Below are 13,852 nucleotides of genomic sequence, written 5' to 3'. Positions count from 1 at the left end.
ATAAAAATGGTATTTGAAAAAATTAAGGAAATAGTAGTTGAACAATTAGGTGTAAATGGAGATGATATAAAATTAGAAACTAATTTTATGGAAGACTTAGGAGCTGACTCATTAGATTTATTCCAAGTAGTTATGGATATTGAAGATGCTTTTAATGTAAAAGTTAGTAATGTTGAAAATATGAAAACAGTTGGAGATGCAGTTAAGTATATAGAAAGCGTACTATAAGATACAGTTATATAAATTTATATTGGAGGAAGACTCATGAATAGCAATATTTGCAATTTGTTAAATATTAAGTATCCTATCTTTCAAGGAGGGATGGCATGGGTTTCAGATAGTTCGTTAGCTGCTGCAGTATCTAATGCAGGTGGTCTTGGCATAATTGCAGGAGGAAATGCTCCTGCAAGTCTTGTAAGAGAACAAATTAAGAAAGCTAAAGAGTTAACTGATAAACCTTTTGGTGTCAATATAATGTTACTATCTGAAAATGCTGATGATTTAGCGGATATAGTAATAGAAGAAGGTGTTAAAGTTGTCACTACAGGTGCAGGTAATCCAGGAAAGTATATTGAAAAGTGGAAAAAAGCAGGGATAAAGATAATTCCAGTTGTAGCATCAGTAGCATTAGCAAAGAGAATGGAAAGAGCTGGTGCAGATGCAATTATAGCAGAAGGATGTGAAGCAGGAGGGCATATAGGTAAATTAACTACTATGGTATTAGTGCCACAGGTAGTTGATACTGTAAATATTCCTGTTATAGCTGCTGGTGGTATAGGCGATGGAAGAGGAGTTGCAGCAGCCTTTATGCTAGGTGCAAAAGGTGTGCAAGTTGGAACAAGATTCTTAGTTGCTGATGAATGTACGATTCATGATAATTATAAGGATGCAGTAGTAAAGTCAAAAGATATAGATACAGTTGTAACAGGAAGATCAACAGGGCATCCTGTTCAAGTAATAAAAAATAAATTAGCAAGAGAATATATGAAAATTGAGAAGGAAGATGTATCTTTAGAAAGAATGGAAGAATTAGGAAAAGGCGCGCTGAAAAAAGCTGTAATTGATGGGGATATGGAAAATGGCTCTATTATGGCAGGGCAAATTTCAGGGCTTATTAACAAAAGGCAAAGTGCTAAAGAAATAATTGAAGAGATGTTTAGTGAGTATGAAAAAGTTAAGAATAGCTTTTAAGGAGATACGAAAATATGAAAATAGCATTTATTTTCTCTGGGCAAGGTTCTCAATATATAGGAATGGGCAAGGAATTATATGATAATATTTTAGTTTCTAAAGAGACCTTCGATAAAGCAAGAGAATTATTGGATTTTGATATAAAAGAATTAATGTTTAATGGAACAAAAGAGGAATTAGATATTACAGAAAATACACAGCCTGCAATATTAATTACATCTATTATGGCTATGAAAGCTTTGGAAGAAGCAGGAGTAAAGCCTGATGTAGTTGCGGGACTAAGTCTTGGAGAATATTCAGCATTAGTAGCAGCTAATTCTTTATCTTTTGATAAGGCAATTCCTCTAATAAGAAAAAGAGGAAGGTTTATGCAAGAAGCAGTTCCTATAGGAGTAGGATCAATGGCAGCTATTATAGGTCTAAGTATAGAAAAAATTAGTTTAGCCATAAAAGAAGCCAGTTCTATAGGAGTAGTAGAGATATCAAATTACAATACGGGTAACCAGATTGTTATTGGTGGAGAAAAGTTAGCAGTAGAAAAGGCGAAAGAAATATGCCTAGAATTAGGAGCTAGAAGAGCAATTGAACTTAAGGTATCAGGTCCATTCCATACATCTTTACTAGAAAGTGCTTCAGTTAGACTTAGGGAAGAATTAAAAAGAATAGAATTTAATACACCAGAAATTAAAATAATATCTAATGTTACTGCTGATATTATTGAAAACAAAGAAGAAATAAAAGATATATTATGTACGCAAGTTAAATCTTCTGTAAGATGGGCTGAAAGTGTGGATAAGATGATTGATATGGGTGTAGACACTTTTATAGAGCTTGGACCTGGAAGAGTATTAAGTGGATTTATAAAAGAAATTAGTAGAGAAAAAAATTTAAAAGTTAATATCTTTAATATTGAAGATATGAAATCTTTAAAAAAGACAATAGAAGGGATTGAAGCATTGAATGGTTAATAATAAAAATGCAATAGTTACCGGAGGAAGCAGAGGGATTGGAAAGGAAATTGCAAGAACTCTAGCAGAAAATGGTGCAAACATTGCAATCAATTATAGAAAATACAATGAAGAAATTGAACATTTAGTAGAAGAGTTAAGAGCTTTAGGAGTGAAAGTTTTAGCTATTAAATGTGATATTAGTAATAGTGACGAAGTTAATAATTTTATTAATGAAGTTAAAGAGAATTTTGGAAGTATAGATATATTAATAAATAACGCAGGGATAACTAAGGATGGCTTATTATTAAGAATGAGTGAAAAAGACTTTAATGATGTTATTGATGTAAATTTAAAAGGAACTTTCAATATGACAAAATCTGTATCATCAATAATGATTAGACAAAGATTTGGTAAGATAATTAATATCTCATCTGTAGTTGGTATAGCTGGAAATGCAGGACAATGTAATTATGCAGCTTCTAAAGCTGGTGTAATAGGATTTTCTAAATCAGTAGCAAGAGAGCTTGCATCAAGAAACATAAATGTTAATGTAATAGCACCAGGATATATTAATACAGATATGACTAGTATTCTGCCAGATAAAGTTAAGGAAGAGGTTTTAAAAACTATTCCTATGAAAAAAATAGGAGAACCTAAAGAGATAGCTAATTTAGCTTTATTCTTATCATCAGATTTATCAAACTATATTACTGGGCAAGTGATAAATGTTGATGGTGGAATGGTTATGCATTAAAGGAGAGAATTATTATGAGAAGAAGAGTAGTAGTTACAGGATTAGGAGCTATAACTCCTATTGGTAATTCTGTAGAGAGCTTTTGGAATTCTGTAAAGGAAGGAAAAAATGGCATAGATAAAATTACTTGTTTTGATACAACAGATTATAAAGTAAAAGTAGCAGCTGAAATTAAAGAGTTAAATGCAGAAGAAATCATAGGAAAAAAAGATGCAAGAAGATTAGACAGATATATACAACTTGCTTTAATAGCTGCAAAGGAATGTATAAAGGATAGCAATATAGATTTAGATTCTGTTGATAGAGAAAGATTTGGAGTTGTATTTGGTTCAGGGATTGGTGGACTTATAACTATAGAAAATCAGATGACAAATTTAATTAATAGGGGACCTAGCAGGGTATCGCCATTAGCGATTCCATCTATAATTTCAAATATGGCGGCTGGTGCAATTGCTATAGAATTAGGTGTACAAGGAACTTGTCTAAGTATTACTACTGCATGTGCATCATCAACACATTGTATTGGAGAAGCTTATAGAAGTATAAAAGATGGATATTTAGACAGAGCTATAGTTGGAGGGACAGAGGCTTCAATATGTAGGTTTGGAATTTCAGGGTTTCAATCTATGACTGCCCTTAGTACAAGTGAAGATGCTAATAGAGCATCTATTCCTTTTGATAAAGATAGAAGTGGTTTTGTAATGGGTGAAGGTGCAGGTGCACTTATATTAGAAGATTTAGATAGTGCTTTAAGTAGAGGTGCTAAAATTTATGGGGAAGTAGTTGGATATGGAACTACATGTGATGCTTATCATATTACATCACCAAGATTAGATGGTGATGGAGCATATAGAGCTATGAGAGATGCAATAAGAGATGCTAATATATCTCCTAATGATATTGGATATGTAAATGCACATGGTACTTCAACAGAAATAAATGATAAGGTAGAGACATTAGCAATTAAAAATGCTTTTGCAGAAGCAGCAAAAAATGTATATGTAAGTTCAACTAAATCAATGACTGGTCATTTACTTGGAGCAGCAGGGGCAGTTGAAGCTATAATTTCAATTAAGGCATTAGAGGATGGTTTTATACCAGCAAATATAAATTACTTAAATCCTGATGAAGAGTGCGATCTAAATCTAGTAGTAAATGAAGGTAAGAAAGAAGAAATAGAGTATGCTATGTCTAATTCATTAGGCTTTGGTGGTCATAATGGAACGGTAATATTTAAAAAATGGAGAGGTAAATAAGATGTTAACTTATGAGCAAATTAAAGAATTAATTAAATCAATAGACTCATCCTCTCTTAGAGTCTTTGAATTGGAAAATCAAGAATTTAAATTAAAGTTAAGTAAAAACGAAGAAAACTTAAATACTAATATAAAAGATAGTGATAAATTAAACGAAGACCCAAAACAAATTGTTCCATTAAAAATAAATAATAATGTAGTTAATAGGACAGAAGAAGTAAATAATGATGAAACTAATATTGATACTAGTGACTCTTCATATAATGTAGTTAAATCTCCATTAGTAGGAACTTATTATTCCTCTGGAACTCCTGGAGGAAAGGCCTATGTTAATAAAGGAGATCATGTCAAAAAAGGAGATGTTCTTTGTATAGTAGAGGCTATGAAGATCATGAATGAAATAACTTCTGAATTTGATGGTGAAGTAGTTGAAGTTTTAAGAAGTGATGACGATATTGTAGAATTCGGCATGGAATTATTTAAGATAAAGTAGGTGAAATCTTTGGATATAAAAGAAATAATGGAAATAATACCACATAGATATCCATTTTTATTAATAGATAGAGTAGATTATTTACAAGATAATAAAATAGTTGCTATAAAAAATGTCACTATGAATGAACAATTCTTTCAAGGTCATTTTCCAATAGAACCAGTAATGCCAGGAGTCTTGATTATAGAAGCTTTGGCTCAAGCAGGTGCTGTGGCTTTACTTACAAGAGAAGAGTTTAAAGGGAAAATAGCATATTTTGGTGGAATAAATAATGCTAAATTTAGAAAAAAGGTTGTACCAGGAGATACATTAAGATTAGAAGTAGAACTCACTAAAATTAGAGGGGCAGCAGGTATAGGTAAAGGAATAGCTTATGTAGATGACAAAAAGGCCTGCGAGGCAGATCTAACCTTTATGGTTGGTTAATAAAAGAGGTGTTTTTATGATTAGAAAGGTATTAATAGCTAACAGAGGAGAAATAGCAGTAAGAATAATAAGGGCTTGTAAAGAACTTGGAATAGAAACAGTAGCTATTTACTCAGAGGCCGATAAAGATGCTATGCATGCACAGTTGGCGGATGAAGCTATTTGTGTTGGAAAATCTAAATCTAAGGACTCATACTTAAATGAAAGTAATATTATAAGTGCTGCAGTAATAACTAAGTGTAATGCCATTCACCCTGGCTTTGGATTCTTATCTGAAAATAGCGAGTTTGCAGCGATATGTGAAGAATGTAATATTAAATTTATTGGACCTAGCAGTAGGACCATTGGGATAATGGGGGATAAGTCTAGGGCAAGAGAAATTATGAAAAATGCAGATGTTCCTATAATTCCAGGAAGTAAAGGAATAGTTAAAAGCTTAGAGGATGCATATTTCGAAGCTGAAAAAATAGGATATCCAGTTATGATAAAGGCTGCTTTAGGTGGAGGCGGTAAAGGGATAAGAATTGTTCATCAAGAAAATGATTTAGAAAATGCTTATAATACTGCAAAAACTGAAGCTAAGATAAACTTTGGTGACGATACAATATATATAGAGAAATTTATTGAGAATCCTAGACATATTGAATTTCAAATTTTAGGAGATGAGTATGGCAATATAGTTCACTTAGGAGAAAGAGATTGTACTGTTCAAAGAAGAAATCAAAAAGTATTGGAAGAAGCTCCATCTACGATTTTAAGTGATGAACTTAGAATACAAATGGGAAAAGCAGCTATTAATGCTGCTAAAGCAGTAAATTATGTTAATGCAGGTACTATAGAATTTTTAGTAGATAAGCATAGACATTTCTATTTTATGGAGATGAATACTAGAATACAAGTAGAACATCCTATAACAGAAATGGTTACATCTACAGATATAGTAAAAGAACAAATAAAGATTGCTAATGGAGAAAGATTAAGTTTTTCTCAAGAAGATATTGAAATTAAAGGGCATGCTATTGAATGTAGAATAAATGCCGAAAATCCAAGCAAAGGATTTATACCTTCTCCAGGAAGGATAGAGTTTTTAAATTTACCAGGTGGAAATGGAATAAGAGTGGATACAGCTGTTTTTACAGGGTATAATATACCTCCTACCTACGATTCGATGATAGCAAAGTTAATAGCTTATGGTAAGGATAGGGAAGAGGCTATAAACAAGATGCTTAGAGCTTTAGATGAATTTGTAATAGAAGGAATTGACAATAATATTGAATTTCAAATAGATATATTAAATAATGAAAAATTTCGCTTAGGAAATTACGATACTAGTTTCATAAGCAAAGAATATAATTTATAGTTGGTGAAAATATGGGTATTTTTAAAAAAAGACAATATGGAGTTATAAACATAACACAATTAGAAGAAAAGGATATACCTGTAGTTCCAGATGGAACTTGGATAAAATGTAATGATTGTGGCAAGATTTTATATAAAAAATCTTTAGAAGAAAATTATAATGTTTGTACTAATTGCAATTATCATTTTAGAATTGGTAGTTATGAAAGAATCAAGCAAGTTTGCGATAAAGGTAGTTTTAAAGAGTTTAATAAATTTATGAAGTCTAAAAATCCAATGAATTTTCCAAACTATGAAGAAAAATTAATTAGAGATGAAGAAAAAAGTGGTATTAATGAGGCTGTAATAACAGGGATATGTGAAATTACCGGGAATAAAACTATTATTGCAGTAATGGATTCGAATTTTTTAATGGGGAGTATGGGAACTGTAGTGGGCGAAAAAATCACTTTTGCTGTGGAAGAAGCTACAAAGAGAAGACTACCCATTATTATATTTACTGCTTCAGGTGGTGCAAGAATGCAAGAAGGAATATTATCCCTTATGCAGATGGCGAAAATTAGTAATGCATTAGCAAAGCATAGTGAAGCAGGATTGCTTTATATTACAGTTTTAACAGATCCAACAACTGGTGGAGTTACAGCTAGCTTTGCAATGCTTGGAGATATAATATTAGCAGAGCCAAAAGCTTTAGTTGGATTTGCAGGAAGAAGAGTTATTGAAGGAACTATAAAAGAAAAATTGCCGGAAAATTTCCAAAGCACTGAATTTTTATTAGAAAATGGATTTATAGATAATATTGTAAAAAGGGAAAATATGAAAATGGCACTTTCATCTCTTCTAAGTTTTCATAGAAGTAAGGAGGTGTAGGGGTGAAGAATACTATTAAAGCATATGACAGACTATTAATTTCTAGAATGATAGAAAGACCTACTGCACTAGACTATATAGATAAAATATTCACAAATTTTTTTGAATTACATGGTGATAGAATTTTTCATGATGATAAATCCATAGTAGGGGGAATAGGTCTCTTAAATGGTAGACCAATTACTATAGTTGGTATTCAAAAGGGAAAAGACTTAAAAGAAAATATTGAAAGAAATTTTGGTGCTCCTCATCCAGAGGGATATAGAAAGGCATTAAGGCTGATGAAACAAGCAGAAAAGTTTAATAGACCAATAGTTTGTTTTATAAACACTTCTGGAGCATATTGTGGTGTTGGAGCAGAAGAAAGAGGTCAAGGGGAAGCAATTGCTAGGAATTTAATAGAAATATCACAAATAAAAGTTCCTATAATATCTATAATAATCGGTGAAGGTGGAAGTGGAGGAGCTCTTGCATTAGCATGTGGAGATAGAGTATGGATGCTTGAAAACTCAGTATATTCAATTTTATCACCAGAAGGGTTTGCATCCATTTTATTAAAAGATCCATCTAAATCAAAAGAAGTTTCAGAAGTTATGGGAATCACATCATATGAACTTTTAGATAGAGGTGTAATTGAAAAAATAATAAAGGAGCCAAATGGTGGGGCTCATAAGAATTTAGATTTAGTTGCAAACTCTATAAAGGATGAATTAATTAAAGAATTTAAGATTTTACTTAACAAACCTAAAAATATACTTTTAGAAGAAAGATATCAAAGGTTTAGAAAATTTTAATAAGGGGAAAATATCATTTTGAGTGCTCCGTCGCAGGCTCCAAGTCGCATCAAAATGATATTTTTCCCCTTTAAAACTGAAGGAAGAAACTCCTCAAAGTTCGGAGTTTCAGATTTGCTTGTTCCGTCGTAAACTCCAAGTCGCATCAAAATGATATTATAATCTTAAGGATATTTCTCCAGAAACTATTTTTTCTACCTCTCTATTTAGGTTTCTGACTAATAGCGATCCATCTTCTAATATATCTATTGGTGTTACTTTTCTTGTAGAATTTTTATATTCTAGACTAACTTCTTTATTTAGTATAAGGGAGTTATTTTTATATATTGTTAAAATATTATTTTTGTTTCCGTTTAGTAGTTCATTATACTGTTCGTAAAAATTATCTAAGAATTTAATTAATATATCTTCTCTGTTAAAAAGCGTTCCTGTTGTAATTAATAATGAAGTAGCTATATTTTTTAGTTCATAATTAAAATCAGTTAATTCTAAATTGACGTTAATACCTATTCCTATAATTAAGTATTCAATTTTATTATCAGAAATTTTTGATTCTGTAAGGATACCGGATAATTTTTTTGAATTTAGATAAATATCATTTGGCCATTTTATTTTAGTATCGATTCCAAAGTCTAAAAAGGTATTATGTAAAGCAGTAGATGTTAGTATTGTTAAGAAGTTTATATCTTTCAATTCTATATGAGGCTTTAATAGGAGTGAAAACCATAGACCTTTTCCTTTAGGGGAATTCCATTTTCTACCCTTTGTTCCTTTTCCATCAAGTTGTGTATCACTTATTACTATAGTGTCTTTAGTAAATCCTTTTTCATATATTTCTTTACAATATGTATTAGTAGAGTTTACAGTATCTAGAAATATAAAATTTATATCCTTATAAGTATCTATTAATTTTTTGTGCATAGTTATATTACCGCCATCTCTAAATATTTGAATATGTATTTAACATAATAAATAAAGTATCTTATAGATATTTTAACCTTAGTGGTAAATGTTGTCTATGATGTAAAAGGATTTAAATTATATTATATATAAGGTATAATATAGACTAAATAACCAATTTAAATATAGTATTCAAATTGCAATAAGGGGGCATTTTAAGTGAAAAGAAGTGATTACATATCTTGGGATGAATATTTTATGGGGGTTGCTATTTTAGCAGGGATGAGGAGTAAAGACCCAAGTACTCAAGTTGGTGCATGTATAGTGGATAATGATAACAAAATATTAAGTCAAGGCTATAATGGATTACCAAGAGGGTGTTCAGATGATGAATTTCCATGGGATAGAGAAGGGAATATGCTTGAAACAAAATATCCTTATGTAGTTCATGCTGAATTAAATGCTATATTAAATAGTAGAGGAAGTAATTTAGTAGGTTCAAAGATATATGTTGCTTTATTTCCATGTAATGAATGTGCAAAAGCAATAATTCAATCAGGAATTAAAGAAGTCGTATATATATCAGATAAGTATTCTGATACAGATATTGTTAAAGCATCAAAGAGAATGTTGAGTGCAGCTGGCGTTAAGATGACTGAGCTAGAACCTAAAAATAAGAGAATAGAAATATCTTTTGATATAAATAAAATATAAATATATTACGGAAGCGTAATGCTTCCTTTTAGTCTATATATTATGGGATAATTATAAAAATAAATTATAAAAATATTGACAAATACCATTTAAAGGAATAGAATGGAAAAGACTAGAAAATAAAGAAAAAAGGAGGTAGGAAAGATGTCAAATATTATTATAAGTACAAGACCATATAAAAATAATAAAATTAAAAATAAAATTAATAATCCTATCTCAAAGTGTAAATTTATATTGTAAAATTTATACAGCTTTACTTTAAATGTATTATTTTGTTTTAAAGAATAAATTTATAGAAAAGTAATTTAGGTCAGGGTTATTAACCATGGCTTTTTTTGTTTATCTAAATTAGGCAAGTTAGAAGGCTATGGTGTTCCATGGCCTTTTTATTTTTGGAAGGATGATGGAGATGTTTAAAAATTAATTAAAAAATTTGCAATAATATTCTTAAGCAAAAGGGGGAATTTAAATGACTAGAGTACTAAAATATGTTTCAAAACATAAAGCTTTATTATTTTTTGGAACATTTTCAATGATTTCAGTAATAGGAATTGATTTAATATCACCTTATTTACAACAATTATTCATTGATAATGGGATTGGAGAAGGAAACTATAGCTTAATCAAAAAAATATTAATAGGCCTTCTTATTATTACTTTATTAAAATCTATTCTTGGATATGGAAAAGAATATCTTTATGATCTTTTAGGAGTTGAAGTTCACGAAGATATAAAGAAAGATCTTTTTAATCATATTCAAAAATTAGAGTTTAAGTATTTTGATGATATGAATACTGGAGAGCTTATGTCTAGAATTGGGGAAGATGTTGAAAATATTTGGCAAACTCTTGGATTTGGACTTAGACTTTTTATTGAAAATATAATTTACTTTGTTGTTTCAACAATTATTTTATTTATGTTAAATGCAAAACTTGCTTTGGCTTGCTTTGTAATTATGATTCCTATTGGATTTATTGGTATTAAACTTGAAAAAAAGTTTGGAAAAGCTTATGAAGATTTAAGTGATCAAACGGCTAAAATAACAACTACAGCTCAAGAAAACATTGCTGGAGTTAGATTAGTTAAGGCATTTTCAAGAGAAAAACATGAAATTAGTAAGTTCTTAAAAATGAATAGGAAGTTTTATGATTTAAGTATGGTTCAAGGTAAGATAATTGGAGATTACTTCCCACCAATTGAATTTTTAACTAATATTTCTTTAGTTGTAATGATAGTTTTTGGTGGTTACTTAGTTATGAATGAAAATATAACTATTGGAGTTTTAGTAGCTTTTAGTGGTTACATTTGGAATCTTATTTGGCCAATGAGAATGCTTGGAGAATTACTTGACTTACTTTCAAGAAATACAGCTTCAGCTAAGAAGATATTTGAAATTATGGACAAGGAACCAGAAAGTTTAAATAAAGAAGGTTCTTATGAAAGTAATGAAGTTAAGGGTAGAATAAAATTTAATAATGTTAGCTTCAAATATAAAGATGAATATGTATTGAAGAATATTAATTTAGATATTAAAGCAGGTAGTACAGTTGCTATTATGGGAACAACAGGATCAGGAAAATCTACTTTAATTAATTTAATTGGTAAGTATTACAATGCAACAGATGGAAGTATTGAAATAGATGAGGTTAATATTAATGACTATAATTTAAAATTCTTAAGAGAAAATATGTCCATAGTTCCACAAGATACCTTCCTTTTCTCTGATACAATATTAAATAATATAAAGTTTAGTAATGATAGTGCTACTATAGAGGAAGTTAGAGAAGCAGCAAGACTTGCTTGTGCCTTAGAATTTATAGATGAATTAGAAGAAGGATTAAATACTGAAATTGGTGAAAGAGGTATGGGACTTTCAGGGGGGCAAAAGCAAAGACTTTCTATTACTAGAGCATTAGTTAGAAAATCTAAGATATTGATATTAGATGATTCAACTTCAGCTTTAGATATGGAAACTGAATATAGTCTTTTAAAGAATTTATCAGAAAGAAAAAACACAAGTACAACCTTCATTATAGCTCATAGAATTTCTGCTGTTAAAAATGCAGACCTTATTCTTTATTTAGAAGATGGTGAAATAAAAGAGATGGGCACTCATGAAGAATTATTAGAGGTTAAGGGAAAATACTTTGATATTTATTGCAATCAATTCAAAGACTTTAACCTTTTAGAAGAGGAGGTTATATAGATGGAGAAAAATGCAATTAGAAAAGACGAAGAAGTTATAAGACGTAGTAAAACAGAGATAGTTATAAAGCTTCTAAAGTATTTAAAGCCTTATAAATTTCAAGCCGTTATTGTTTCTATCCTTATGATTTTGGTTATGTTAGCAGGTATTGTAAATCCTTTTTTATTAGGAATTGCAATTGATGATTATGTTGTAAATAAGAATGTTAATGGATTAATTTATATTGGAATAGTTTTAGTTGTAATAAATATAATTTCATGGATTTTATCAAAAGTTAGATGGACAATGATAACCTCAGTAACAAATAACATCTTGGTTAATATAAGACATGAATTATATAAACACATTCAATATTTATCTTTTGATTTCTTTGATGGAAGACCAGTAGGGAAAATTCTTGCAAGGGTAGTTGGAGATGTTAACTCTTTGAAGAATTTATTTTCTCAAAGTATTCAATCCTTTATTCCACAAATTTTAAACCTTATTTGTGTAACTATAATAATGTTTATCCTTAATGTAAAACTTGCATTAGCTTGTTTAGTACTTCTACCAATTTTAACTGGAGCCATGTTTGCAATTGAGATCATATCAAGAAGAAGATGGGAGATTTATAGAAATAAGAGATCAAACTTAAATGGTTTTACTCATGAAGATTTTTCAGGAATCAAGGTAGTAAAAGGCTTTGCAAAAGAAAAGGAAACAGAAAAAAACTTTAAAGAGATGGTTAAGGAACAAAGTAATACCTTTATTTCAGCTGTAAAAATAAATGACTTTTTTTGGCCTATAGTTGAATTATCTTGGGGAATTGGAAATGTTGTTGTGTTTTTTATTGGATATAAACTAGTTATGAGTGGAGAAATAAAAATAGGGACATTAATTGCTTTTACAATGTATGTAGGAATGTTCTGGAGACCTATAATGAATCTTACTTCATTTTATAATAATTTAATTACTAACTTTTCAGCAGCAGATAGAATTTTTGATATTTTGGATATAAAACCAATAATTAAGAATTTAAAAGGTGCAAAAGATATGGGGAAAATTAATGGTATAGTTGAATTTAAAAATGTTCATTTTGCATATGACAAAGATGTTGAAGTACTTAGTAATGTTAGCTTTAAGGTTAATAAAGGAGAAAAGATTGCTTTAGTTGGAGCAACGGGTGCTGGGAAAAGCACTATTGTTTCATTAATAAGTAGATTCTATGATCCAACTAAGGGTGAAGTTTTGATTGATGGTAAGGATATAAAGAAGGTTAATTTAGAATCCTTAAGAAGTCAAATGGGAATAATGCTTCAAGATACCTTCTTATTTTCATCAACAATTATGGAAAATATAAGATATGGAAAATTAGATGCTACAGATGAAGAAGTTATTGCAGCAGCTAAGGCAGTTAATGCCCATAAATTTATTATGAATTTAGAGAATGGGTATGAAACAGAAGTTAATGAAAGAGGATCAAGATTATCTTTAGGACAAAGACAATTAGTTTCCTTTGCAAGAGCTTTACTTTCCAATCCAAGAATATTAATTCTAGATGAAGCTACTTCAAATATTGACACTCAAACTGAAAAACTAGTACAAGAAGGAATTGAAAAACTACTTCATGGAAGAACTTCCTTTGTTGTAGCCCATAGATTATCTACAATTCGTGATTGTGATAAGATAATGGTTATAAATGATGGAAGAATTCAAGAGGCTGGAAGTCATGAAGAACTATTAAAGTTAAAAGGAAGTTATTACGAGCTTTATATGGCTCAATATAGATTCTTAAGTGAGGGTGCTTAAAAATAATTAATTATATTGTTTAATACTTTGAAAAATTCATTATAAATACTCAAATAAGTAATATAACCAGAAATTAAGGGGATGCTTTGGCATTCCCTTTTATAGTCTAGCAAATATTGAAACCTTTGAGGATTTTGAAGTCATTTATCAT

The 13,852-nt window shown here is 29.9% G+C and carries 14 protein-coding genes; 13 read left to right on the top strand and 1 reads right to left on the bottom strand.

Annotation, left to right across the window (positions count from 1 at the left end; translation table 11 throughout):
- The first annotated feature begins 6 nt into the window (after positions 1–6).
- Genes acpP through QK892_RS11945 form a run of 10 tightly spaced genes read left to right on the top strand, consistent with a single transcriptional unit; the run spans position 7 to position 8,093 of the window.
- A complete protein-coding gene (gene acpP, locus QK892_RS11990; protein ID WP_317273778.1) occupies positions 7–228 on the top strand; it encodes an acyl carrier protein in 222 nt (73 codons plus the stop codon).
- Positions 229–264: 36 nt separating this feature from the next.
- The gene (fabK, locus tag QK892_RS11985) at positions 265–1,191 is read left to right on the top strand and encodes an enoyl-[acyl-carrier-protein] reductase FabK (RefSeq protein ID WP_317273777.1); all 927 of its coding nucleotides are present in this window, start codon (positions 265–267) and stop codon (positions 1,189–1,191) included.
- A gap of 14 nt (positions 1,192–1,205) precedes the next feature.
- Positions 1,206–2,159, top strand: a complete 954-nt coding sequence (gene fabD / locus QK892_RS11980; RefSeq protein ID WP_317273776.1) for an ACP S-malonyltransferase — start codon at positions 1,206–1,208, stop codon at positions 2,157–2,159.
- Complete coding sequence (gene fabG, locus QK892_RS11975) at positions 2,152–2,895, top strand: 3-oxoacyl-[acyl-carrier-protein] reductase (protein WP_317273775.1); 744 nt, start codon at positions 2,152–2,154, stop codon at positions 2,893–2,895. The genes fabD and fabG overlap by 8 nt, the downstream gene beginning before the upstream one ends.
- A gap of 14 nt (positions 2,896–2,909) precedes the next feature.
- Positions 2,910–4,151 carry a beta-ketoacyl-ACP synthase II gene (gene fabF, locus QK892_RS11970; RefSeq protein ID WP_317273774.1) on the top strand — a complete coding sequence of 414 codons (1,242 nt, stop codon included), beginning with the start codon at positions 2,910–2,912 and terminating at the stop codon, positions 4,149–4,151.
- 1 nt (position 4,152) lies between these two features.
- Positions 4,153–4,644 (top strand): acetyl-CoA carboxylase biotin carboxyl carrier protein, encoded by a 492-nt coding sequence (accB, locus tag QK892_RS11965; RefSeq protein ID WP_317273773.1) that lies wholly within the window; start codon positions 4,153–4,155, stop codon positions 4,642–4,644.
- A 9-nt stretch (positions 4,645–4,653) separates the two neighbouring features.
- Positions 4,654–5,070: a 3-hydroxyacyl-ACP dehydratase FabZ gene (gene fabZ / locus QK892_RS11960; RefSeq protein WP_317273772.1), complete on the top strand. Its 417-nt coding sequence runs from the start codon at positions 4,654–4,656 to the stop codon at positions 5,068–5,070.
- A gap of 16 nt (positions 5,071–5,086) precedes the next feature.
- A complete protein-coding gene (locus QK892_RS11955) occupies positions 5,087–6,430 on the top strand; it encodes an acetyl-CoA carboxylase biotin carboxylase subunit (protein WP_317273771.1) in 1,344 nt (447 codons plus the stop codon).
- Between the two features lie 11 nt (positions 6,431–6,441).
- The gene (accD, locus tag QK892_RS11950) at positions 6,442–7,299 is read left to right on the top strand and encodes an acetyl-CoA carboxylase, carboxyltransferase subunit beta (protein WP_317273770.1); all 858 of its coding nucleotides are present in this window, start codon (positions 6,442–6,444) and stop codon (positions 7,297–7,299) included.
- A 2-nt stretch (positions 7,300–7,301) separates the two neighbouring features.
- A complete protein-coding gene (locus QK892_RS11945; RefSeq protein WP_317273769.1) occupies positions 7,302–8,093 on the top strand; it encodes an acetyl-CoA carboxylase carboxyltransferase subunit alpha in 792 nt (263 codons plus the stop codon).
- 156 nt (positions 8,094–8,249) lie between these two features.
- On the opposite strand, the gene QK892_RS11940 is transcribed toward QK892_RS11945, so the two are convergent.
- Positions 8,250–9,014 (bottom strand): biotin--[acetyl-CoA-carboxylase] ligase, encoded by a 765-nt coding sequence (locus tag QK892_RS11940; RefSeq protein WP_317273768.1) that lies wholly within the window; start codon positions 9,012–9,014, stop codon positions 8,250–8,252.
- Between the two features lie 198 nt (positions 9,015–9,212).
- Between QK892_RS11940 and QK892_RS11935 the strand changes: the two genes are divergently transcribed.
- The 3 genes from QK892_RS11935 (at position 9,213) to QK892_RS11925 (ending at position 13,701) form a co-directional block, all read left to right on the top strand.
- Positions 9,213–9,707: a deoxycytidylate deaminase gene (locus QK892_RS11935; protein WP_317273767.1), complete on the top strand. Its 495-nt coding sequence runs from the start codon at positions 9,213–9,215 to the stop codon at positions 9,705–9,707.
- A 469-nt stretch (positions 9,708–10,176) separates the two neighbouring features.
- Positions 10,177–11,913, top strand: coding sequence for an ABC transporter ATP-binding protein (locus QK892_RS11930; RefSeq protein ID WP_317273766.1), 1,737 nt, complete (start codon positions 10,177–10,179; stop codon positions 11,911–11,913).
- Positions 11,914–13,701: an ABC transporter ATP-binding protein gene (locus QK892_RS11925; protein ID WP_317273765.1), complete on the top strand. Its 1,788-nt coding sequence runs from the start codon at positions 11,914–11,916 to the stop codon at positions 13,699–13,701. It begins immediately after the preceding gene.
- Positions 13,702–13,852 lie beyond the last annotated feature (151 nt).

It is taken from the genome of Clostridium lamae (assembly GCF_033043255.1).
GTDB lineage: Bacteria > Bacillota > Clostridia > Clostridiales > Clostridiaceae > Clostridium > Clostridium lamae.
Note: the sequence above shows the minus strand (reverse complement) of the source record. Positions and strands in the feature narration are given on the sequence as shown.

What these genes read in the sequence shown, in the direction of transcription:
- QK892_RS11940 (WP_317273768.1), bottom strand. Translation starts at nt 9,014, where the DNA reads ATGCACAAAAAATTAATAGATACTTATAAGGATATAAATTTTATATTT.
- accB (WP_317273773.1), top strand. Translation starts at nt 4,153, where the DNA reads ATGTTAACTTATGAGCAAATTAAAGAATTAATTAAATCAATAGACTCA.
- QK892_RS11930 (WP_317273766.1), top strand. Translation starts at nt 10,177, where the DNA reads ATGACTAGAGTACTAAAATATGTTTCAAAACATAAAGCTTTATTATTT.
- QK892_RS11955 (WP_317273771.1), top strand. Translation starts at nt 5,087, where the DNA reads ATGATTAGAAAGGTATTAATAGCTAACAGAGGAGAAATAGCAGTAAGA.
- acpP (WP_317273778.1), top strand. Translation starts at nt 7, where the DNA reads ATGGTATTTGAAAAAATTAAGGAAATAGTAGTTGAACAATTAGGTGTA.
- accD (WP_317273770.1), top strand. Translation starts at nt 6,442, where the DNA reads ATGGGTATTTTTAAAAAAAGACAATATGGAGTTATAAACATAACACAA.
- fabF (WP_317273774.1), top strand. Translation starts at nt 2,910, where the DNA reads ATGAGAAGAAGAGTAGTAGTTACAGGATTAGGAGCTATAACTCCTATT.
- QK892_RS11925 (WP_317273765.1), top strand. Translation starts at nt 11,914, where the DNA reads ATGGAGAAAAATGCAATTAGAAAAGACGAAGAAGTTATAAGACGTAGT.
- fabG (WP_317273775.1), top strand. Translation starts at nt 2,152, where the DNA reads ATGGTTAATAATAAAAATGCAATAGTTACCGGAGGAAGCAGAGGGATT.
- fabD (WP_317273776.1), top strand. Translation starts at nt 1,206, where the DNA reads ATGAAAATAGCATTTATTTTCTCTGGGCAAGGTTCTCAATATATAGGA.
- fabK (WP_317273777.1), top strand. Translation starts at nt 265, where the DNA reads ATGAATAGCAATATTTGCAATTTGTTAAATATTAAGTATCCTATCTTT.